Source organism: Flavobacteriales bacterium, from assembly GCA_020635795.1.
Lineage (GTDB): Bacteria > Bacteroidota > Bacteroidia > Flavobacteriales_E > Vicingaceae > Vicingus.
In genome coordinates, this window is the sequence record JACJZD010000001.1 from 950978 (window position 1) to 974697 (window position 23720).

A 23720-nucleotide genomic window follows, 5' to 3' on the forward strand; every position below is an offset into this window, starting at 1 on the left:
TGTATTTTATTTATTTTTAGACCATAAAATCTGATAAATGAATTATACAAAAATAAGTGATAACCATATAAAAATGCTTCAACAAATAGTGGGAGTGAAATATGTACTGTTTGATAAGGAGAGTCTTGAAAAATACGGCCAAGACCAAACAGAAGACTTGATTTTTCATCCAGAAGTAATAGTAAAACCGAGAACGCCACAAGAAATTGCTGAGTTGATGAAATTCTGTAATCAAGAATTGATTGCAATAACGCCTAGAGGAGCAGGTACAGGATTGAGTGGAGGAGCATTACCTATAAATAAAGGTGTTTTGTTGTCGATGGAGCGATTTAATGCAATTATAGAAATAGACGAAAGAAACTTGCAAGCAACCGTTGAACCAGGAGTTATTACAGAAGTTTTTCAAAATACTGTTAAGGAAAAAGGATTGTTTTATCCCCCAGATCCTGCAAGTAAAGGAAGTTGTTTTATTGGTGGTAACTTGGCTGAAAACTCTGGTGGTACAAAAGCTGTAAAGTATGGTGTTACAAAAGATTATGTGTTGAATCTTGAAGTAGTTTTGCCAAATGGAGAAATAGTTTGGACTGGTGCCAATACCTTGAAAAATTCAACTGGGTATAATCTAACACAATTGTTTGTTGGTAGTGAAGGTACTCTTGGAGTTATTACTAAAGCAGTTTTTAAATTGTTGCCTTATCCTAAATTCAATTTATTAATGCTGGTTCCTTTTTTTAAAGTTGAAGACGCTTGTGCCTCTGTATCAGAAATATTTAAAGCGGGGGTAATTCCATCTGGTATGGAATTTATGGAACGTGATGCAATTTTGCTTGGAGCTAAATATATTGGAGACAATTCTTTTCAAATTGCTGATAATGTTCAAGCTCATTTATTAATAGAAGTAGATGGGAATGATTTAGATGTTCTATATAAAGATTGTGAAATTATTACTGAAGTACTACAAAATTTTAATTGTGATGAAATTCTTTTTGCAGATGATAATGCTCAAAAAGAACGATTATGGAAGATTAGGCGAGTAGTTGGAGAGGCTGTTAAATCACATTCAATTTACAAAGAAGAAGATACAGTGGTTCCAAGAGCTGAGCTTCCAACTTTGTTAAAAGGAGTAAAAGAGATAGGATCGAAATATGGATTTACCTCTATTTGTTATGGGCATGCTGGAGATGGAAATCTACATGTGAATATTTTGAAAAATAATCTTTCAAATGAAGAATGGAATAATAATATTTCATTGGCTATCCGAGAAATATTTTCTTTATGCGTTAAGTTAAAAGGAACGCTATCTGGGGAGCATGGCATTGGATTAGTTCAAAAAGAATATATGGATATTGCCTTTGCAGATACTCTAATAAAAATTCAAAAGGAAATAAAGATTTTATTTGATAAGAATCAAATATTAAATCCTGGAAAAATGTTTAAATAAAAAAACCCTGAATGGGTTCAGGGTTTCTTAAGGGAGAATAAAATTTTTTAAGACCTATCTATATTAACTTTAAAAACTCCTTTCAACCAAGACGATTAATATATAAAAAAGGTTGCTTTGACAGAACAACTTTAGGATTCATCGAATAAATAAAATCGCATATTGTTTTATTTAACACAAATAACTAATTTTAGTTGCTAATTTTAAAACAAACTAAACTTTAATTAAACATGAAAAAAACTACTTTATTTATTTCATCGTTGGTATTGAGTTCAATTTTGGTGTTTGGTCAGTCTTCAAGAAAAGCTGCTCCTATAACTAAATCAACTCACATTAATGCAATTGATGATCAAAGGAGTTTTGAAGTAATTCAAAACGCAAAAAGAACTCCTTCTGGACATATTAGATGTGTAACAACAGAAATGGAAGATTTACAAAGAGAAGCTAATCCAAATTTAAAGAGTAAAGAAGAGTATAGTGAATGGCTTGAACAACTTATAAAAAATAATCAGAACAATAATTCGACAAATAAAGCTTCAAGAAATATTCCTGTAGTTGTCCATGTTATCCATAATGGTGATGCTTTAGGTTCAGGTGAAAATATCTCAGACGCTCAGGTGATGTCTCAAATAACTGTATTAAATGCAGATTTTTCTGCTACAAATTCAGATTTTAATAGTACATCATATTTTAATTCTGTAAAAACAAATATGGATATTCAGTTTTGTTTAGCCAAAACTGATCCTAATGGTCAGCCAACAACAGGTATCAATAGAGTAAATTATGGTACAGCTTCATTTGGTCAATCTGCTACACAAGCAATGAAAGCTGCTACACAATGGGATCCCACTAAATATTTTAATATATGGGTGGTTCGTTTTGGTGGTGATTTAAATGGAGTGCTAGGTTATGCTCAGTTTCCAAATAGTGGAGCAGCTAATACTGATGGTGTTGTAATTGGGTATAATTATTTTGGTACAACTGGAGCTGTTTCAGCTCCTTATAATAAAGGTAGAACAGCTACTCATGAAGTTGGTCACTGTTTTGGATTGTATCATATATGGGGTGATGAATCTGCATGTGCTGCAGATGATAATGTAGCTGACACTCCACAACAAAAAGGTGAAAACTATGGTTGTCCTTCTTATCCACAAACTACTCAATCAGGAGGAAGATGTAGTACTTCTGACCCTAGTTCTATGTATATGAATTATATGGATTACACAGATGATGCATGTATGTATATGTTTACTGCTGGTCAAAAAGCTAGAGTAGATGCTGTTTTAGCAAGTGCTCCTAGGAGAGCATCATTATTAACATCTACTGTTTGTAATGTTGCAGCTATTAATGCTGATTTTACTGGAAATCCATTGGTAATAAACGAAGGTCAAACAGTTACTTTTACAAGTACTTCATCAAGCCCAGCTACCTTAAATTCATGGAATTGGACGTTTACGGGTGGTGTTCCAGGATCATTTAATGGTCAAACTCCTCCAGCTATTACTTACAGTACTGCTGGTACTTATGCTGTTTCTTTAACAGTTACGGATAATGCTGCAGGTACTGATACAGAAACGAAAACTGCTTATATTACAGTAAATGCAGCAGGAACAGTTACTTGTGACTCTACTGTTGCTGGATGGGATTGGAATACAGAAAGTTTTGGAGGAGCTTATTGGACTCAGGATGCGGCTGCTTGTAACTTACCTTTAGAAGGATATATTGTTGGAAACAACTGTTATGATGATAATGGGTGGGCTTCAAAAATTACTTCACCAGCTGGTGCAAAAGAATTGGTTGAGGTTAGATATGTTTTTGTTCAATCAACAGGTACTGGAGGTGCTAAATTAAAAATATGGAATGCAAATGGTGCAGGAGGAAAACCAAGTACAGTGCTTGCATCTACAGCTATTACTACTGGTCAGTTCTCAGGAAACTTAAATCAATTTATTTCAGTTCCAATTAGTCCTGCGATACCGATGAGCGCAACTGCTGGAGCTTTCTTTATTGGTTATGATCATGATGTTACTCCACTTAATGGTGACACAATAGTAATGGGTGTTGCTAATGCAACAACTAATAATACTTGGGCTAATGAATCAGGTGGTGGTTGGTTAGATTTAAGTGCTTATTCTGTTCTTTATAAAGGTACAGTTGTAGCAATCGTTTGCGATATCGCTACGGGCGTTCAGTCTCATTTAGCAGATTTGCAATCAATTGTGGCTTATCCAAACCCAACTACTGGTATAGTTGAAGTTATGTTGCCAAAAAATAACGGAACTGTTAAAGTTTATAATATGATAGGGGAAGAAGTAACTAATGCTTCTACAACTTCAAATATGATGAAAGTTGATTTAAGTAATCAGCCAAATGGTATTTATTTTGTTAAAGTATCTTCTAATGGAGAGGTTACAACGAAAAAAGTTATTTTATCTAAATAGTTAAATACTTTTTAATAAATATTAAGAGTCCCGATTAAATCGGGACTCTTTTTTTTGTCTAATAATCTTATCTTTGGAAAAAGATTTTTATATGTCAAGTGAAACCGTGAATCTATTATTAAATAAAACAATAACTGATAATAGACTGTTAGATATTTCAAGAAAAGTTTTAAGAAAAACTAGAATAAATACTGAAGAGGGTTTGTATTTATATCAACATGCAGAACTTAGTTTATTAGCTATGTTAGCTAATTATATTAGAGAAGATAGACATGGAGACAAAACCTATTTTAATAAGAATTTCCATATAGAACCTACCAATATATGTGTTTACGATTGCAAGTTTTGCTCTTATTCTCGAATGCTGAGGGATAAAGATGATTATGAAGCTTGGGAAATGACTGAAGAGCAAATTTATGATGCTATCAAAGCCTATAATAATCTAGATATTACTGAAGTACATATTGTTGGAGGGGTTCACCCGAAAATGGGTTTGGAGTATTTCAGAAACCTTATTCAAAACATAAAAGCTATTCGTCCAGAGCTTCATGTTAAAGCATTTACGGCTGTTGAACTGGAGTATATGTGTAGAAAAGCTAAAGTAAGTTATAAGGAGGGGTTACAGATTTTAAAAGATGCTGGTCAAGGTTCATTGCCAGGTGGAGGAGCAGAAATTTTTGATGAAACGATACGTGAGCAAATATGTAAAGATAAATGTACGTCTTCTCAGTGGTTAGAAATGCATGAAGCTGCCCATTCCGTTGGTATGCCTTCTAACGCAACAATGTTGTATGGGCATTTAGAAAATTATACCCATTTGATTGACCACATGAACAGATTGCGGGAGTTGCAAGATAAAACAGGTGGTTTTAATGCTTTTATTCCTTTAAAGTTTAGAAACAAAAACAATCAGATGTCAGGCATTAACGAAGTAAGCATTGTTGAGGATTTAAAAGTGTTTGCTATGAGCAGAATATTTTTAGATAATTTTAACCATGTTAAAGCTTATTGGCCGATGATTGGAAGAAAAACAACTCAACTACTCCTGTCGTTTGGAGTAAATGATATTGACGGAACCGTTGATGATTCAACTAAAATATATACTATGGCTGGATCAGAAGAGCAGAAACCTGTAATGACTTCTGAACAAATGATTGCTTTAATCAAAGAAGTTGGACGAAAACCGATTGAAAGAGATAGTGTTTATAATGAGTTAAACGATTATTCTTTAGTAGAGGCGTAATGAGAAAACCTTTAATAATAACTGGACATAGAGGTGCTGGAGGTTTAGCTCCAGAAAATACTTTGGCTTCAATTCAATTGGCTTTAGATTTAGGGGTGGATAGAATTGAAATTGATGTGCAACAAACCAATGATAATGTAATTATTGTTTTACACGATAGAACTTTGCGTCGAACAACTGATGGTTTTGGTTTTGTAAAAAACATGGATTACATAGATTTGTTGAAGTTCAGTGCTGGAATCAAATTCAATAAAGTTTATGCAGAAGAAAGAATACCTACTTTAGAACAAGTTATTGATTTAATAAACGGTAGAGTAGAGTTGGTTATTGAGACCAAATACAGTTATTTATATTATCCAAATATTGAGAGGCATATCTTAAATATTATTAAGAATAAAGATGCTTTTGGATGGTGTAAAATAATATCATTTAACGATAGGGCGTTGTTTAGGATTAATAAGCTAAATAAACATGTTAAAACAGGAAAATTATTTGTTGGAAAGCATGCTAAATTGCCTTTGTCATTCGATACTACTATTAACTTTAAACCTTTAGGAAGGTACGATTTTGTTGATGAAATTATTGTACAGCACAAATATGCTACTCAAGCATTAATTGATGAAGTTCATAAATTTGGAAAAGAATTGCATGTTTGGACGGTAAACGACCCTGAAACAATTGAAAAATTGATTGAAAGAGGTGTAGATGGAATTATATCTGATTATCCAAACCTTCTTTTAAAGTACAAATAGATAATTGTTACTTTTGTGTTATTAATCCTAAAAACAAAAAAAATGAATAACTATTTTTTAACCATCTTATTTGCTTCTTCGTTAATAATTTCTTCTTGTGGAAACGACAGTGCTAAACCAGAAAAAGAAGTAGCTTGTTTTTATGAATATGAAAAAACCAATGCTGTAAGCTTGAAATGGACGGCTTATAAAACGTCAGAGAAAGTTGCTGTTGGAGGTTCTTTTAATGATGTGTTAATTACCGGTGGTGAAAAATCGACAAAACTCGCAGAGGTATTGAATACTATTAAGTTTACAATTTTAACCAACAGTACAAATACAACTAATCCTGATAGAGACGATAAAATTGTAAATTCATTTTTTGGTGCTATGATGGGAACAGATATAATTATGGGACAAGTAAGTGGAGTAGAAGGTGACAACGAAAAAGGAAAATGTTCGTTTTTTGTTACCATGAACGAAATTGAAAAAGAAGTTGTTTTAGATTATACTGTTACCGACAATGTTGTAAAACTTGTTGGAGAATTAGATTTAAATAACTGGAATGCAACAGGGGCTATTGCATCTTTGAATAAAGTATGCGAAGATTTACATAAAGGTGCTGATGGTGTTAGTGTGTTGTGGCCAAATGTTGGTTTGGATATAGAAGTGGCTTTATCAAAAAGATGTCATTAATTGTAGTTACGTTTTCCAAAAATGGAACTACCAACTCTTATCATTGTTGAACCTTCTTCAATAGCTATTTTATAATCGCTACTCATTCCCATACTTAATATGGTAAGTTTGGAGTTTAAAGTTGAAAGTTTTTGAAACAAACTTTTCAAACCTTTAAACTCATTTCTAATTTGCTCTTCGTTAGGGGTGTTTGTTGCCATTCCCATCAAGCCTACAACAGCTATATTGGTTAGTTTAGTTAACTCGTTCGACTGAAATAGTGAAATAACTTCTTCTTCAGAAAAACCAAATTTGGTTTCTTCTTTGGCAATATGTATTTGAAGCAAAACATTAATGTTTCGTTGATTTGATTGGGCACGTTTGTTTACTTCGGTAAGCAATTTTAAGCTATCAATGCCATGAATTAAATGTACGAAAGGAGCGATGTATTTAACTTTGTTGGTTTGTAAATGCCCAATCATGTGCCACTCAATATCTTTTGGCAAAGTTTCGTATTTCGTAACCAATTCTTGAACTTTATTTTCACCAAAAGCTTTTTGACCTGCTTCGTAAGCTTCTAAAATAGCGGAGTTTGGATAGGTTTTAGATACTGCAACAAGGGTAACATTTTTGGGGATATTACTTTTAATCTTGTTTATGTTTTCTTTAATTTTAGACATGAATACTACTTCAAATCGTAAATGGTTAATCCACTTCTCATTTTTGGTTCAATCCAGGTGCTTTTTGGAGGCATAATTTCATTAGCATCAGCAACTGCTTTTAACTGTTCAATAGATACTGGGAATAATCCAAAAGCTACCTTTGCTTTACCAGAATCAACTACTTTTTTTAAACCTTCAACACCTTTAGTTCCTTCAATAAAAAATATGCTATCGTCTGTTTTTAAATCCTTGATGTTTAATATCGGGTTTAACACGTGGTCAGATAATATTTTTGTATCTAAATTCTGAATGATATTTTTATTTGAAATTAACTCTTCTTTTGTTTTAAGCAAGTACCATTTTTTATTTAAATACATTGAAAAATGATGGATTTGAGTTGGTTTAAAGCTTGATTTTTTTAATTCAATATCAAACGATGTAGATAGTTTGTTTAGAAACTCATCTTCGGTTAATCCATTGATATGATTTACCACTCTATTGTACTCAACTATATTGAGTTTGCTTTCGGCAATAAAGTAAGCTAAAAAATAATTGAATTTATCGTTAGGATTGTAATTTGGATTAACTTCTCTTCTTGTTTTAGCATACAAAACAGATGAGGATGAACGATGATGTCCGTCAGCAATATAAATTTCATTTACATGCTCGAAAGCAGAAGTAAGTATTTTAATATCTTCTACATTATCTATTAGCCATAAATCTTGCTTAATTAAATGGGTTGTACAGAACTCATATTCAGAGCGTTTTGAAAGGTATTTGTTAATAATACTTTCAATTATTGGGTTGTCTTTATAAGTTAACAAAACGGGTTCAGCGTTGAACTGACAAACATCCAAATACATTTTAAATGTTTCTTCACGCTGAGTTAGTGTATGTTCATGAATTTTTATTGTACCGTTTAAATAATCATCAACAGAAATACCAGCAATAATTCCTATATAAGTGTTTTGTGGTGTAATTTGTCGGTAAAGGTATAGGCAATCTTTTTTATCTTGAATAAACACTCCATTTTTTCTAAACTCATCAAACTTTTCTTTTACTTTCTCAAATCGTTCAATAGAGTTTGGTTTTGTCTTGTTGTCTTTTCTAAATTCAGGATTTATAACGTGTAAAAACGTATAAGGATTGCTCTCTAATTTAGCAGTTAATATATTTTTTTTATAAACATAAGAAGGCAAGGATGAAACCAAATAGGCTTTATCACGTGTTGGACGAATAGCTTTAAATGGAATTATCTTAGCCATTACTTTAACAACTCAATAACTTGCGTAGCTAATTCTTCTCCAATTCTGTCTTGAGCTTCTTCTGTTGCAGCGCCAGTATGTGGAGTTAATGAAATTTTTGGGTGCGACAACAAATCTTGACGAGGAGTAGGCTCGTTAACAAAAACATCTAAGCAAGCATGAGCCACCTTACCAGAGTTTAAATTAGCTATTAATACATCTTCATCAATAACACCACCTCTTGCAGCGTTAGCAATTACAACACCTTTTTTCATTTTATCGAATTCTTTTTCGCCTAAAACTGCACTACCATCTTTTGGAGCAGGAACATGTAATGAGATAAAATCAGCAGCAGCAAGTAAATCATCTAAAGAAATGGTTTTAATCTCCACATTTACGGTTTGATTAGCTACTTCTACTGAGACAGTTGCTTTTTCCATAAAAGGGTCGAAAGCAACTACATTCATACCACAGCCTAATGCATATTTTGCAACAGATTGACCTATACGACCAAAACCAATGATACCCATTGTTTTTCCTCGTAGTTCAATTCCTTTACCGTATTTTTTCTTTAAACCATTAAAGTCGTTTAATCCATGTGCAGGCATTTGGCGGTTAGCATCGTATAAAAAACGTACTGCACCAAACAAATGAGCCATAACTAATTCTGCTACCGATTGTGATGATGAAGCAGGAGTATTGATAACATGTAAACCTTTTTCTCTTGCATAAGCAACATCAATGTTATCCATACCAACACCGCCACGACCAATTAATTTTAAACTTGGGCATGCGTCAATAATATCTTTTCTTACTTTGGTGGCACTTCTAACAATTATCCCAACATAATTTTCTTTATTAATTACATCAATTAAATCGTTTTGAGGAACAGTTTCTGTAACTACTGTAAAACCTGCTTTTTCTAAATTTATTTTTCCGATTGGTGCAATACCGTCGTTTGCTAATATTTTCATTTTTTTATTTTCGATATTCCGCAGATGTCATCCTGAATTTGTCGAAGGATTGATGCGGAATCTATTTATAAATTCTTAATATAGATTTTAACCAAATTTAACTGCAAATGCTTTCATAACATCTACCAATGCTTGCACACTTTCTAAAGGCAAAGCATTGTACATTGATGCCCTGTAACCACCAACATCTCTATGCCCAACTATTCCACTGATGTTTGCGGCTTTCCACATTTTATTAAATTCTTCGCTTAAGCTTTCGTCTTTTAAAACAAATGTCGCGTTCATGTTCGAACGGTCAGCTTTATTAGCAGTTCCTTCAAACATTGGGTTAGCATCAATTTCGTTATATAATAAATCGGCTTTTTGTTGGTTAATTCCTTCTATCCATTCAACACCACCATTATCTTTTAGCCATTGTAGGGTTAACATTGAAACATAAACAGCAAATACTGGAGGTGTATTGAACATCGATTCTCCTTTTATGTGCGATCTAAAGTCTAACATGGTTGGAATTTCTCTTCCTGTTTTTCCTAAAGCACTATCTTTTACAATAAATACAGTAGTTCCTGCTGGTCCCATATTTTTTTGAGCACCTGCATAAATCATATCAAATTGGCTCACATCAATTTTTCGGCTAAATATATCAGAAGACATATCGCAAATAACTGGAATTCTACTTACAGGAAAATTTTTAAATTGAGTACCAAAAATGGTATTGTTACTTGTAATGTGTAAATAATCTGCATCGCCAGGGAGTTGGTAATTTTTAGGGATGTAGTTAAAATTTTTATCTTTTGATGAAGCCACTTCAACAACTTCGCCAAATCCTTTTGCTTCTTTTTGTGCTTTTGTAGCCCAAACTCCTGTATTAACATAAGCAGCTTTACCGTTAACTTTCATAAAGTTAAAAGGCACTTGCAAAAAACCAAGACTTGCACCACCTTGTAAAAACAAAATCGAATATCCTTCAGGAACATTTAATAATTCACGAACCAACGATTGTGCTTTTTCCATTACGGCAATAAAATCTTTACTGCGGTGCGAAATTTCAATCAACGATAAGTTTAAGTTGTTAAAATTAATTACTGCTTCAGAAGCCTGTTTTAATACCTCTTGAGGTAAAATACACGGTCCTGCACTAAAATTGTGAACTTTTGACATGTGGCTGTTTGTTTAAGGTTTAAAATTTTGAACAAAAGTAAGCTATAAATTAGCGGTATAAAAAAAGTATTTCTATTATTTTTTTATAATTTTTTCCACATGATGACCACCGATAATAAAGTCATTATTTACCGAAATTTTAAAGTCGATGTACTTACTTTTAGTGTTGTTCATTAACGTAATAATATCCTTGTACGATAAATCATTTGATGAAAATACAACTTCGTTTGCTTGATAGATCTCTGCAATATCGGGTAACTGATTTCTTTTTCCAATAAATTTTTTTTCGTCGCCACTCGTATAAATATCATTGTGTTTAATATTTAAAATATCGCTTGAAGGATTTCTTCCAATAATAAGGGATGAGATAACTTTTATAAACTCAGTTGTGCCAGATACAAGTGTGGTTTTTTTATTGTTTCGTTTAATTTTTAATTTATCAAAATAGTAAAGAATAAACCTACTTAAAGGAATAAACACAAATACGCCAGATAATATACTGATTAAGAATTTGTTAGAAAAAGATGAGTTTTCAGGAAAAACACTGTTTGACGAAAATAAGACGATTGAGCCTAAAATAAGCCCAATTAATGTTCGAGTAATGTTTACGGTTTTAGAATATGATTTGGTAATAGTTAAACCTATAATAAAAGAAAATATGGCTACCAATACATTTAATAATCCCCAATCGTTTGAAATTTCTATTTGATTTGGGAAGCCAATAAATGGTTTAAACAAAGTTAAAAGTGCCAATACTGATGAGATAATTAGAGTGTCTAAAATAGGTAGACGAATAAAATTTAAAAAACGAACTACAATTGCAAGTATTGCCCTTAAATAGATGGCGATGTTGATGAAAAAAGAAAACGCTTTTGCTTTTTTTGCAAAGTGCTTTTTCGAGAAAATAATCATGGCATTGTAAAAAACGTACACATAGTTAATACTTCCTTTTTTTGTGCTTTCACCTTTATAATGGATGATTTTTGCTTCGGGGAAATAATAGTTTTTGTATCCTGCTAAAATAATTCGATAGGATAAATCAATATCTTCGCCATACATAAAAAAACTTTCGTCAAGGTAGCCAATTTTATCTAATACAGATTTTCTCATCCACATAAAGGCTCCCGATAAGATTTCAATTTCGTTGGTTTCGTTATTGTTTAAATAACCCAAATGATATTTAGAAAATACTTTAGATTTAGGAAATAAACTCGATAAACCAAAAATTTTATAAAAAGAAACTGAAGGAGTAGGTAATCCTCTTTTTGATTCAGGTAAGAAAACACCATTTCCATCAATCATTTTAACACCTAAACCACCAGCTTCAGGATGTTTGTCCATAAAAGCAATACATTTTTCAAAAGTATCTTCTTCTACAACAGTATCAGGGTTTAAAAGCAAAACATATTCTCCTTTTGCAATGGCTATAGCTTGATTGTTTGCTTTTGAGAAACCTACATTTTTTTTATTAGCAATAACTTTTACTTGAGGAAATAGATTTTTTACCATCTCAACCGAATCATCTTTCGATTCATTGTCCACCACAAAAACTTCAGCGTCAATATTAGCGGTAGCTCTTAAAACAGATGTTAAACATTGTTCTAAAAAGTACCTTACATTATAATTAACAATAATTACTGATAGTTTCATTGCTTATAACGATAAGGTGTTTTCGAAAGGAATTCGGTTTAAAATAGAGCGTCCTAGAGTTAATTCGTCGGTATATTCAAGCTCATCACCAATACCAATACCTCGAGCAATGGTGGTGACTTTTACATCAAAATCTTTTAATTTTTTATAAATGTAAAAATTGGTAGCATCACCTTCCATGGTGGTACTTAAAGCCATTATTAATTCGGTAATACCATCGTTTTTAACTCGTTCAATAAGCTCAGTAACTTTTATATCGTTAGGACCAATACCTTCCATAGGAGAAATAATTCCACCTAAAACGTGATATTTTCCTTTAAATTGGTTGGTGTTTTCAATGGCAATTACATCTAGTACATTTTCAACAACGCAAATCAGTTGGTCGTTCCTGTTTACATTAGAACAAATGGAGCATATTTGATGTTCTGAAATGTTGTAGCAAGAGTTGCAATAATTAATTTCTTCGGCAAGTTGAACAAATGCATTTCCAAAGTCTTTTACGTCTTCAGTGCTTTTGTTTAAAAGATGCAAAACCAATCGGAGAGCAGTTTTTCTTCCAATACCAGGTAAGGAAGATAGCTGGTCTACAGCTTGATTAAATGAATGTGAAGAAATTTGCATAATTCGTACGCTGTCAACAATTAATTGTTATCAAAAATACGGTCTTCGTTATTAATGAGCGTAAAAAACAAGCATTTTTGTTAAGAATCTTATAAACAATAGTATGAGTCCAATCGTCATAAGTTCTTTTATATTAGGGTATTTCCTAATGTTAATAATAGTATCGTATTTTACCTCTAAAGGTGCTGATAACGACGCTTTTTTTTCTGGTAAGAAACAGTCGCATTGGTTTTTGGTAGCTTTTGGTATGATTGGAGCGTCCTTGTCTGGGGTAACATTTATTTCTGTTCCTGGTTGGGTAGGAGCAACGCAGTTTTCCTATATGCAAGTGGTGTTTGGTTATTTTTTCGGTTATATTGTTATTGCAACAGTGTTAATGCCTATGTATTATCGACTTAATTTGGTTTCTATCTATACTTATCTTAATGATAGATTTGGGTTTTACTCGTACAAGACTGGAGCTTCATTTTTTATTCTTTCAAGAGTTATTGGCTCATCTTTTCGCTTGTTTTTGGTTGCAAATGTGTTGCAATTGTTAGTTTTTAATCAATGGGGAGTCCCTTTTTATGTTACTGTAGCAATAACCATTGTACTAATTTGGCTTTATACGTTTAAAGGCGGTATTAAAACCATTGTTTGGACGGACACTCTTCAAACATTATTTATGCTTGTTTCAGTCGGGATAACCATTTACATCATCAGCACAAAATTAGGTTTAGGTGTTGACGGATTATACCATGAAGTAGTAAGTAGTGATTACTCACAAATATTCTTTTTCGATGATTGGAACGATAAACGACACTTTGTAAAAAACTTCTTTAGTGGTATGTTTATCACTATTGTAATGACTGGTTTAGACCAGGACATGATGCAAAAAAACTTAACCTGTAAAAACATTGGTGATGCAAAAAAGAACATGTTTACCTTTAGTTTTGTGTTGATTTTTGTAAACCTTGCCTTTCTTGTTTTAGGTGCTTTATTATTTATTTATGCCAATAAAATGGGCTTGCAAATTCCAGAACGAACCGATGATTTATTTCCATTAATCGCATCGGAACATTTAACCACTTTTGCAGGTGTTTTATTTGTTTTAGGGTTAATAGCAGCGGCTTATTCTAGTGCTGATTCAGCTTTAACAGCTTTAACCACATCAGTTTGCATCGATTTTCTCAATATCGATAAAAAACCAAAAGAGAAGAAAGAAACCATTCGGAAAAGAGTGCATTTATTGGTTTCGTTTGTCATGTTTTTAACCATATTAATTTTTAATTTAATTAGCGATGAAAGTGTAATTAGCTCCTTGTTTAAAGCTGCTGGTTATACTTATGGTCCGTTGTTGGGGCTTTATGCATTTGGTTTGTTTACCAAATTAAGTGTAAAAGATAATTGGGTACCGCTAGTATGTATTCTTGCTCCTATCATTAGTTTTTTACTTAATATGTATTCGGTTCAGTTGTTTAATGGTTATCAATTTAATTTTGAGATTTTAATAGTGAATGGACTCCTTACATTTTTAGGTTTGCTGATGATTTCTAAAAGATAATTTTTGTACCAAAACATTAATTTATATCTTTATAAAATAATTTATTGAGTTTGAAATAAAATATTAATACATTTGACGAAAGCAAATTTTTGTAGACATGAATAAAAAATCAAAATTAGCATTAGCGCTTCTAGTTGGATTTCCACTAGTATTTTTAACTTCTTGTGGTGGAGAGGACAAAGTTGAAGAAACTAACGACGACGTTGTAGAAGAGGTTGTAGAAGAAGTAAAAAACGAAAGTTATTATCAAATTCCTTCGCCAGACGAAATGTTTGGTTTTATTAAAGAAAGTGGGTTGAAATATAACAAGGCTTCTTTAAATCCAGTTCAAAATGCAAGTTCTTATACCAATCCAAGACAACAGGCATTAAATTTTGGTATTTACTCGGCTGATTTAGCTTATACTGCTGCGTTTGAAGAGTACCAAGAATCTATTAAATATTTTGGTAGTGTTCAAAAACTTGCCGATCAAATAGGTTTGTCTTCTGCTTTTGACAAATCACTTATCGAGCGAGTTCAAAATAACTTGAACAATGCAGATTCGTTGGTAGCTATTACCAATACATCTTATTTTTCGGTAGTTGATTATTTAGAGCAAAACGAACAAGGTGATAAATTAGGTTTAGTTGCTTCTGCTGGTTGGTTAGAAACTGTATACATTGTTTGCAATACTGCCAACTATAAAAAAGATAAAGCTGCAATTGATAGATTAGCTGACCAAAAATTAACCTTAGAAAACTTATTAGCTTACTTAGAAAAATACAACACCTCTGAAGAAGTGAATGAAGTTTATGGTTGGTTTAAAGATTTAGAAACGGTTTTTGCAGGATTAGAAGAAAAATCTTCAGGTTCGGGTATTTCTTTAAAGAAAAAAGAAGGTGCTAAGAAAATGGTATTAGGTGGTGGCGAAAACATCAAGATTACTGAAGCACAATTTAATGCAATTAAAAATAAAGTAAACGAAATAAGAAACAATATTGTTAAAGTTCAGGCTTAAACATTAATTGAAAAAATAAAAAATTAGTTATGAAAAGTAAATTAAATATATTTCTGATTGTAATCTCTCTTTTTGTGTTTCCAACACTTTCAAGAGCTCAGTATTGTAATTATTTCCATACCAGTTTTTGTATTCCTTCTGAAAATGAAATGTACAAACCTAACGGACAATCAAAAAGTGCTTTGTTTGCGAAAGGACAAACTTCTGAATTGAGTGTTATTGTTTATAAAGGACAAGACTATAGAATTTCGTTGTGTATGGATGAAAATTTAGGTGCTCAATTTACCTTTAAAGTATACGAGACTAAAAAAGTGAAAGTAGAGAAAGTGGTGGAGAAAAAAGAGAAAGAAGATATTTTAGATGCAGATGGCTATCCAACTGGAGAACAAAAAGAAGTGATAACCAAAGAAACAAGAATTGTTGAAGAAACGCAAAAAGAATTGTTGTACGATAATTCTACCGACAATTATGCTTCAGAGCTTGAGTTTTCTGTTGAAACAACAAGAAGGTTGATTTTAGAAATTTCTATCCCTGATGGTGGTGGAAGTGGAAAATCAAAAGGCATAGCTTCAGGTAAAGGTAAAATGGTGAAATCTAGCGAAATGGGTTGTGTAGGTATTTTAATCGAACACATGACTACACCTAAAACTGGTTTCTACGGAACAGGATTCTAATACATTAAATAATATTAATTTAGCCTCGCAATTTGCGGGGCTTTTTAATTTAATAAACCATACAAACATAGATGCAAGAACTTAAACAACGATTAAAACAAGCAAAACACATTTTAATTACCACCCATAAATCTCCTGATGGAGATGCTATTGGTTCGTCGTTAGGCTTGTATCTATTTTTAAAAAAAATAAATAAAAATGTAAGTGTTGTGGTTCCCGATGCTTTTCCAGAATTTTTAAACTGGATGTCGAATGTAGAAGACATTATTTACTTTGATGCGAATAATGAAACAGCAAGAGAACTTATCAATAAAAGTGATGTTATTTTTTCGTTAGATTACAATGCCTTGAACAGAATAGACGAAATGGGAGAGGTCATTGCTCAAACCAATTCCTTTAAAGTAGTTATCGATCACCATCAAAACCCACAAGATTTTGCAGATTATTATTTTGTCGATACTGATTGTTGTTCAACTGCACAGTTGATTTATGAGTTTATTGATAAGTTGGAGGAATTGAATAAAATGGATAAAGCAATTGCAGAGTGTTTGTATTGCGGAATTATGACTGACACAGGCTCTTTTCGATATCCATCAACTACAGCAAAAACACATCAGATTATTGCCGAATTTTTAAAGTTAGGTGCTGATGGTTCAAAAATTCATCAAGAAGTTTACGATACTTATTCCGAAAAACGCTTGCGGTTATTGGGGTATGCGTTATCCAATAAAATGAAAGTTTTTCCTGAAATAAATACAGCTTATATCTCGTTAAGTCAAGAAGAGCTAAAACAATTTGACTTTAAACGTGGCGATACCGAAGGGTTGGTAAATTATCCTTTATCCATCAACGGAATTAAGTTTGCAGCATTGATTACCGAAAAGGAAAAAGATGTAAGCATGTCGTTCCGTTCGAAGGATGATTGCTATGTGAATGAGTTTGCCTCAAAACACTTTAGCGGAGGCGGTCATATCTATGCTGCTGGAGGTAAAAGTGATTTATCGTTAGAGGAAACCATTCAAAAGTTTGAAACATTGATAAAAACCAAAAATAGTTGATGAAAAGTTGGTGTTTAATATTAGTTGGAATTTTGTTGTTTGCTTGTAATGGTAGCGAGCAAAATACCGATATGGAACTAAATCCTGAACAAGTAAAAGAAGCGCTGATTAATGCAAATAAAGCTGCGGCAGAGGAAGAATCGTTACAAATAGATGGCTATGTAAAACGAAGAAAATTGGATGTGATAACAACGGGAACAGGTTTGCGTTATCAGATTTATAAAAAAGGCGACGGAGAAAAAGCTGCTATCGGCAAAAGAGCTGTAGTTGCTTACGAAGTTTCGTTAATTGATGGAAGAGTTTGCTATTCTACCAAAGATACAGGCCCCGAAGAGTTTAAAATAGGCAGTGATAGAGTAGAGAGTGGACTTGTAGAAGCCATTTGTTACATGAGTGTTGGCGATAAAGCCAGGGTTATTATTCCATCTCATTTGGCACACGGATTAGTTGGTGATTTTGAGAAAATACCTGTTCGTTCTACTATTATTTACGATATCGAATTAATCAAGTTAAAGTAAGATGAGAATTCTAATAGTGCTTATTGTTCTCTTATCACTTTTTGCTTGTCGTCCCGAGAAAAAAGAGTTTACAGTTCTCGATGAAAACATCTCATACAAATTACTTGCTTTTGATGATAACGAAAAATCGTATCAAAAAGGGAATACGGTTAGAGCTGATATAAAACTTATTGCGTTAACCGATACTGTTTATAACCTGTACGAAGTAATTCCATTTAAACCCGAAAACACTCCATTTTATAATTTAATTAAAGAATTAAACGAGGGAGATAGTGTTTATTTTAAAGTAAAACCTGGATATCTAAAAAGTAATCAATTGAATTTGACATCAGTTAGTGATTCTGTTGTTTTAGATGGCTACCTAAAAATTTATGAATTTTTAACACTTGATAAAATTCGCTTATTTAAAGCACAAAACGACCCCGAATTGTTGGAGCAAAAAGTGTTGAACAGATTTGTTAGAACAATACCAAATGTGAAAAATAAAAATGGAGTGTATATTCAAACTATTCAAAAAGGACAGGGTGTTTCGGTGGAGTTGGGTAAAACTCTAATCTTAAAATATCAAGCTAGTTTTATTAACGGAATTGAGTTCGATAATACCCATAACGAGAATTATTTTGAATATACTTATGGCACTCCTAACCAAGTTATCGAAGGGTTGGATATTGCATTATTAGGAATGAAAAATAAAGAAAAATCAAAAATTATCATACCTTCGCAACTCGCTTTTGGAGAGGATGGTTCATCTACTGGAATAGTGCCACCATTTGCTTCGCTAGTGTACGATTTAGAAATTATTGACATCAAATAACAATTTAAAACTATAAAAAAACAAATGAAAAAAATTATTCTTCCTGCAATAGTTGCAGTTTCTATCATGTCATGCAGCAATGGAGATTCATCTGCAGATGTAACGTTAACTAACGAAATTGATTCAGTTAGTTATGCTTTAGGTGCTAACATGGCAAACAATATTGCTAAAGATTTTTCTGAAGCAAACAGCGAGGCTTTTATTAAAGGCTTTAAAGATGTGTTGGATTCGGCAGAAATGGTTATTCCAATAGAAGAATTACAAACTGTGTTACAGCCTTTCTTTCAAAGAAAGCAACAAGAAGCTATGATTAAGCAACAAGAAGAAGCTGAAAAAGCTGCTAACGAGCAATTTGGCGATGTTAAAGTTCAAGGAGAGAAATTTTTGGAAGAAAACAAAACTAAACCAGGTGTTAAAGTAACTGCTTCTGGTTTACAGTATATTGTAATGAAAGAAGGTAAAGGAAAACAACCAACTGCAGAATCTAATGTAGAAGTACACTACCATGGAACACTTATGGATGGAAGCGTCTTTGAAAGTACTGTCGAAAAAGGTAAAAGTATAGAGTTTAATGTAAGTCAAGTTATACCAGGATGGACAGAAGGTTTACAGTTAATGAAGGAAGGTGCTAAATTTAAATTTTTCATTCCTCAAGAATTGGCTTACGGTGCAAACCCACGTCCAGGAGGACCAATTAAACCATTTATGCCATTGGTATTTGAAGTGGAATTAATTAAAGTAAAATAAAAACATAAACTATGCGTATTTCAAAAATTAAAACTTCGTTATTGGCGCTTACGCTTATAACATCAATTACAACCGTTTCTGCTCAGAAAGGTAAAAAAGACAAAAAAGCAGCAACAGAAACAACTCCAAAAAACTTTGTTTTAGCTAATGAGGTGGACTCGGTAAGTTATGGTATTGGTTTAAACATGTCGGTTAGCATTAAAAAAGAATTTGCTGAAGCAAACGTTGATGCTATTGTGGCAGGTATTAAAGAAGGATTAAAAGATGAAAATACCATTTCTCCTGAATTACTTCAACAAGCAGTTGCTATATATTTTAAACGTAAAGCTGATGCAGCTAGTAATTTAAAATTAGAAGAAGCTCAAAAAACCTTAAAAGAAGGCGTTGCATTTTTAGAAGCTAACAAAGCTAAAGAAGGTGTAGTAACTACCGAAAGTGGTTTACAATACATTGTAATGAAAGAAGGTACAGGTAAAAATCCTTCGGCTACTTCTAGCGTTACTGTCCATTACCACGGTACAACGCCTGACGGAACTGTTTTTGACAGTTCTGTAAACAGAGGTCAACCAGCTACTTTTGGTTTAAACCAAGTAATTAAAGGTTGGACAGAAGGATTGCAATTGATGAAAGAAGGTGCTAAATACAAGTTCTTCTTACCAAATCAATTGGCTTATGGCTCAAATCCTCCTCCAGGTGGTGTTATTAAATCGTTAATGCCGTTGGTGTTTGAGGTGGAGTTAATTAAAGTGAATGACTAAAAAATACAACAATAAATTTTGGACAGGAATACTGTTAGCCACCGTGCTAATGTATTCCTGTTCTGCTTTAAACAAAAAACGTACTCTAGTGGGAAAAGAATTTAAAACAGAAAGCGGCTTAATTTATACCATTACACACGAAGGTAATGGTGCAAGAGCAAAAGCTGGCGATAAAGTAGTGATGCACTACACCGGTAAATTAACCAACGATTCGATATTTGATAGCTCTATTTTTAGGGCAGAACCTTTTGTGTTTAAATTGGGTGTTGGGCAAGTAATTAAAGGTTGGGACGAAGGCGTTGCCTTGCTTAACGTGGGTGATAAAGCTACTTTTACCATACCTCCTCATTTGGCTTATGGTGCAAATGGTGCTGGTGGGGTAATTGGGCCAAACGAAACCTTGATATTTGATGTAGAATTGTTAGAAATTAAAGAACCACTAAAACCTTACGATGTAACGGGTAAAGATACCGTAACTACTGCAACAGGTTTAAAAGTGATTAAGCTAAACAAAACCGAAGGTAAACAAGCCGAAGCCAACAAAATAGTACAAGTACATTACACGGGTTATTTGCAAGATGGTAGCATGTTCGATTCTTCTGTGGAGCGTGGGCAACCACTTGATTTTGCTTTAGGGCAAGGGCGAGTAATTAAAGGATGGGACGAGGGCATTGCTTTACTAAAAGTAGGAGAGAAGGCTCGTTTAATTATACCACAAGAGTTGGGTTATGGCGAGCGTGGTTACCCACCTGTTATACCTGCAAAAGCTACACTCATTTTTGATGTAGAATTGGTTGATGTAAAATAATACTTATTGTATATAAAAATGAAATCCCTCGAATGAGGGATTTTTATTTTATCACTTTTTCTTTTTTTTATCTTGCTCTTTTGTAAAAAGGTTTGCTGTGTATTTTTCATAGAGTTCAAATAAAAACTCCATTCTGTTGGCTTCACTTGTAAATGGTTGTGAGCGGTAAGCCAAATCCACAGCTTTGTCTAACTCGTTATGTGCTTTAACCAATGCTGGAGGCATTGTAGAAGGGTTATAGAGGTCGGCAAGTGAACTATTAGGAAATTCTAATCTTGCATCTAAAACCTTTTGTGCGGCTGTTTCAATTGCTTTTACTTGTTTGTTGTTTGGATTGTCAGGAAAAGGATAGTTATTGTAAACCAACTCGTTTGAATAACGATAATCACTTTTTATTCTTCCACACATATTTTTGACCCAAGTCATATGTATTGCAGAATGTAATATACCAAAATGATAAAGTTTTGCTCCTTCAATAGATAAACAACTATCACTTGCGATTGAGTTTTCATTAAAAAATCCCATCGGTATATACTTTCTGTTTTCAGATGAATGTCTTGGAATTAAAACGTATTCATTTTTTGGTTGTCTATCTTCACCAAATAATGTTGGAAAAGCTGCAAGTTTTTGAGTTGCTTGTCTAGTGCTTCCTTCTCTTAACTTTTTAACATTTTCAATTCTTTCAATTACAAGTTTAGCTTCTTTCAAATCTGTTGGGTTTGCATTTTTTAACCATAAACACCAACGCTTATGTCCGTTAAGAAATTCGTGTGCACTAATAAGAGGTTTAAAAAATTTTTCTGATTTTGGTTCTTTTGATAAAAATTCATTTCTTTCTTCGTCAGTAAATAAAAAATTACCTCCATCGTTTGGCATACTACCAAAAGAGATTTCTGGCACATTGCAAATTGGTTTTCTTCTTTTTCCTACAAAAATATCCTTTGCGTCAACCAAGTATGGATTAATGTTCTTTGCTTTTATTTCGTGGGCTTCTCCTTTAATATCTTCATATTCAAAAATGCGCTTGTTGTTAGTGTCGTAATTTGCAAATCCAACTATTACACAATATACTGCTGCATTTCCTTTGGCTTCGTTGCTCCATTTAAAAGTTCGGTGAGCAAAATGTATTTTAATGTTATACTTATTAAGCATTTGTCCCCATAAAATACTAGTTTGTTCTCCTTGAACAATTGAATTAGTGGAAACAAATGCAACTTTAGTTGTTGTATTTTGAATATATTTTGTTGCTTTTATGTACCAAGCAGTTACATAATCTAAAACGCCAGCACCTTGAATATTGTCAAATTCTTTAACTACACAATCTCGTTGAGATTGAGACATAATTTTTGAACCAATAAAAGGAGGATTTCCAATAATATAATCAAATTTTATTTCTTGCTTTAGTTGAGGCTTTTTGCCTTTATGAATTTCAAAGGTTTCTGTTTGAACATTTACAGTTTTATATTCTTCTATTGGTTCTTCTACCAAATAAATATTGGCATGTTTGGCAATAACATCAATTGTGTTTACAGGATTTAGTAAACTTTGCCAATCTGTTTTTAGTGCATCTCCATGAACAATTTTTGCAGCTTTTTTCAATGGTAAACGAACAAAATATTGTCCAAACTCATTACTTATTAGCATATTCATCTGGTGGTCTATTAACCACATGGCAACTTCTGCAATTCGAGCAGGAAATTCTTCGTATTCAATTCCATACATCATATCAACGTCAAGCCAAATAATATCGCCAACATTCATAACTTGTTGACCACCTTTATATATTTTTCTAAGAATTTCTAATTCCAATAAACGTAACTCTCTATAAGTGATTACTAAAAAGTTTCCGCAACCACAAGCGGGGTCAAGAAATTTAAGAGTGCTAATTCGTTTATGAAATTCTGGTAATTTATTTTTACTGTCTTTGATACTTTCAAATTCCTTCCAAAGTTCATCTAAAAAAAGTGGTTTTATGAGTTTCAAAATATTAGTTTCGCTAGTATAATGTGCTCCTAAATTTCTACGTTCCTTTGGATTCATTACACTTTGGAACATTGAGCCAAAAATTGCTGGCGAAATTTTACTCCAATCGATGTAGCAACAATCTAAAAGAGCTTGTCGCATTTTACTGTCGAAACTTGCTGTTGGTAATATTTCTTCAAACAGTTTTCCATTAACGTAAGGAAAATCGGCAAGTTGTTCATCCAAGTTTTTAAAACGATTTTCTTTAGGAGTGTTTAGCACCTGAAATAGTTCTTGCAGTTTTGCGGCAAGGTCGCTACCATCAATGGCTGTTCGTTGCTCAATAAAATCTTGAAATTGTTGTTTATTAAAAATTGTAGTGTCTTCAGCAAATAGTAAAAACAGAATACGAACCAAATAAACTTCTAATGGGTGTCCTGTATACCCAATTTCTTCAAGCCTATCATGAAGTTTTCCCATTAATTCTGCCGCTTTAATATTTGCTGGGTCTTGTTCTTTGTAAACTTTCTTTTGGTAACCTAACAAATAACCAAAGTGCTGAACATTATTTACAAGGTTTTTGAGTTTGAATTCAATGTGTTTATCGTCTTCTAAATCGAAAAGTCTAAAATTTTCAAAATCCGAAACAAGAATGTATTTTGGTAACTCGTCTTGTTTAAGACCATGGGTATAATCAATGGCTTGTTGATATGCTTTATCAAGGTTTTTACCTCGACTTTTCATTTCAATTAAAATAGTTCCTTTCCATAGTAAATCAATATACCCATCAGTATCAGAAAGCTTTTTAACTCGATACTCAAATGTTCCAATCTTTTTTCGGCTTATTCCAAACACATCAAAAAAAGCATCTAAAAAGGGTTTTGCATCTGCTTCTTCATTTGAAGTTTCAGCCCATTCTTTTGAGAAATTTAAAGCTCTATCTTTTATTTCATTCCAACTTAATGCCATTTTTTATAGTTTTGTTGTCATTAATTTTG

General features: G+C 32.7%; 21 protein-coding genes. 14 read left to right on the plus strand and 7 right to left on the minus strand.

Going from position 1 to position 23720, the window contains the following annotated elements; all coding sequences use genetic code 11:
* Positions 1 to 37: 37 nt before the first annotated feature.
* From H6589_04110 to H6589_04130, 5 genes are all read left to right on the plus strand, one after another.
* Positions 38 to 1441: an FAD-binding protein gene (locus H6589_04110; GenBank protein MCB9173770.1), complete on the plus strand. Its 1404-nt coding sequence runs from the start codon at positions 38 to 40 to the stop codon at positions 1439 to 1441.
* A gap of 230 nt (positions 1442 to 1671) precedes the next feature.
* Positions 1672 to 3882: a T9SS type A sorting domain-containing protein gene (locus H6589_04115; GenBank protein ID MCB9173771.1), complete on the plus strand. Its 2211-nt coding sequence runs from the start codon at positions 1672 to 1674 to the stop codon at positions 3880 to 3882.
* Between the two features lie 91 nt (positions 3883 to 3973).
* Positions 3974 to 5125, plus strand: coding sequence for an aminofutalosine synthase MqnE (gene mqnE, locus H6589_04120; GenBank protein MCB9173772.1), 1152 nt, complete (start codon positions 3974 to 3976; stop codon positions 5123 to 5125).
* Positions 5125 to 5877 (plus strand): hypothetical protein, encoded by a 753-nt coding sequence (locus tag H6589_04125; GenBank protein MCB9173773.1) that lies wholly within the window; start codon positions 5125 to 5127, stop codon positions 5875 to 5877. The genes mqnE and H6589_04125 overlap by 1 nt, the downstream gene beginning before the upstream one ends.
* A 42-nt stretch (positions 5878 to 5919) precedes the next feature.
* Positions 5920 to 6552: a YceI family protein gene (locus tag H6589_04130; protein ID MCB9173774.1), complete on the plus strand. Its 633-nt coding sequence runs from the start codon at positions 5920 to 5922 to the stop codon at positions 6550 to 6552.
* Here H6589_04130 and H6589_04135 read toward each other — a convergent pair.
* From H6589_04135 to recR, 6 genes are all read right to left on the minus strand, one after another.
* Positions 6549 to 7211 carry a YggS family pyridoxal phosphate-dependent enzyme gene (locus H6589_04135; protein ID MCB9173775.1) on the minus strand — a complete coding sequence of 221 codons (663 nt, stop codon included), beginning with the start codon at positions 7209 to 7211 and terminating at the stop codon, positions 6549 to 6551. The genes H6589_04130 and H6589_04135 overlap by 4 nt on opposite strands.
* A gap of 5 nt (positions 7212 to 7216) precedes the next feature.
* Positions 7217 to 8458, minus strand: coding sequence for a DUF1015 domain-containing protein (locus tag H6589_04140; protein MCB9173776.1), 1242 nt, complete (start codon positions 8456 to 8458; stop codon positions 7217 to 7219).
* The gene (locus H6589_04145) at positions 8458 to 9411 is read right to left on the minus strand and encodes a D-2-hydroxyacid dehydrogenase (GenBank protein MCB9173777.1); all 954 of its coding nucleotides are present in this window, start codon (positions 9409 to 9411) and stop codon (positions 8458 to 8460) included. The genes H6589_04140 and H6589_04145 overlap by 1 nt, the downstream gene beginning before the upstream one ends.
* 87 nt (positions 9412 to 9498) lie before the next feature.
* Complete coding sequence (gene serC / locus H6589_04150; GenBank protein ID MCB9173778.1) at positions 9499 to 10572, minus strand: 3-phosphoserine/phosphohydroxythreonine transaminase; 1074 nt, start codon at positions 10570 to 10572, stop codon at positions 9499 to 9501.
* Positions 10573 to 10647: 75 nt separating this feature from the next.
* Positions 10648 to 12222 carry a glycosyltransferase gene (locus H6589_04155; GenBank protein MCB9173779.1) on the minus strand — a complete coding sequence of 525 codons (1575 nt, stop codon included), beginning with the start codon at positions 12220 to 12222 and terminating at the stop codon, positions 10648 to 10650.
* A gap of 3 nt (positions 12223 to 12225) precedes the next feature.
* On the minus strand, positions 12226 to 12843 hold the full coding sequence (recR, locus tag H6589_04160) for a recombination protein RecR (GenBank protein ID MCB9173780.1): 618 nt from the start codon (positions 12841 to 12843) through the stop codon (positions 12226 to 12228).
* Positions 12844 to 12946: 103 nt separating this feature from the next.
* Between recR and H6589_04165 the strand changes: the two genes are divergently transcribed.
* The 9 genes from H6589_04165 to H6589_04205 all read left to right on the plus strand — a co-directional run bounded on the left by H6589_04165 (position 12947) and on the right by H6589_04205 (position 20760).
* On the plus strand, positions 12947 to 14386 hold the full coding sequence (locus tag H6589_04165) for a sodium:solute symporter (GenBank protein MCB9173781.1): 1440 nt from the start codon (positions 12947 to 12949) through the stop codon (positions 14384 to 14386).
* A 97-nt stretch (positions 14387 to 14483) separates the two neighbouring features.
* The gene (locus H6589_04170) at positions 14484 to 15383 is read left to right on the plus strand and encodes a hypothetical protein (GenBank protein ID MCB9173782.1); all 900 of its coding nucleotides are present in this window, start codon (positions 14484 to 14486) and stop codon (positions 15381 to 15383) included.
* A gap of 29 nt (positions 15384 to 15412) precedes the next feature.
* Positions 15413 to 16057 carry a hypothetical protein gene (locus H6589_04175; protein ID MCB9173783.1) on the plus strand — a complete coding sequence of 215 codons (645 nt, stop codon included), beginning with the start codon at positions 15413 to 15415 and terminating at the stop codon, positions 16055 to 16057.
* 71 nt (positions 16058 to 16128) lie between these two features.
* Positions 16129 to 17115: a bifunctional oligoribonuclease/PAP phosphatase NrnA gene (locus tag H6589_04180; protein ID MCB9173784.1), complete on the plus strand. Its 987-nt coding sequence runs from the start codon at positions 16129 to 16131 to the stop codon at positions 17113 to 17115.
* On the plus strand, positions 17115 to 17633 hold the full coding sequence (locus tag H6589_04185) for an FKBP-type peptidyl-prolyl cis-trans isomerase (GenBank protein MCB9173785.1): 519 nt from the start codon (positions 17115 to 17117) through the stop codon (positions 17631 to 17633). The genes H6589_04180 and H6589_04185 overlap by 1 nt, the downstream gene beginning before the upstream one ends.
* Before the next feature lies 1 nt (position 17634).
* A complete protein-coding gene (locus tag H6589_04190; GenBank protein ID MCB9173786.1) occupies positions 17635 to 18447 on the plus strand; it encodes an FKBP-type peptidyl-prolyl cis-trans isomerase in 813 nt (270 codons plus the stop codon).
* 24 nt (positions 18448 to 18471) lie between these two features.
* A complete protein-coding gene (locus tag H6589_04195; GenBank protein MCB9173787.1) occupies positions 18472 to 19194 on the plus strand; it encodes an FKBP-type peptidyl-prolyl cis-trans isomerase in 723 nt (240 codons plus the stop codon).
* Positions 19195 to 19205: 11 nt separating this feature from the next.
* A complete protein-coding gene (locus H6589_04200; GenBank protein ID MCB9173788.1) occupies positions 19206 to 19952 on the plus strand; it encodes an FKBP-type peptidyl-prolyl cis-trans isomerase in 747 nt (248 codons plus the stop codon).
* Positions 19953 to 20001: 49 nt separating this feature from the next.
* The gene (locus tag H6589_04205; protein MCB9173789.1) at positions 20002 to 20760 is read left to right on the plus strand and encodes an FKBP-type peptidyl-prolyl cis-trans isomerase; all 759 of its coding nucleotides are present in this window, start codon (positions 20002 to 20004) and stop codon (positions 20758 to 20760) included.
* Positions 20761 to 20811: 51 nt separating this feature from the next.
* On the opposite strand, the gene H6589_04210 is transcribed toward H6589_04205, so the two are convergent.
* A complete protein-coding gene (locus H6589_04210; protein MCB9173790.1) occupies positions 20812 to 23691 on the minus strand; it encodes a class I SAM-dependent DNA methyltransferase in 2880 nt (959 codons plus the stop codon).
* Between the last annotated feature and the right edge of the window lie 29 nt (positions 23692 to 23720).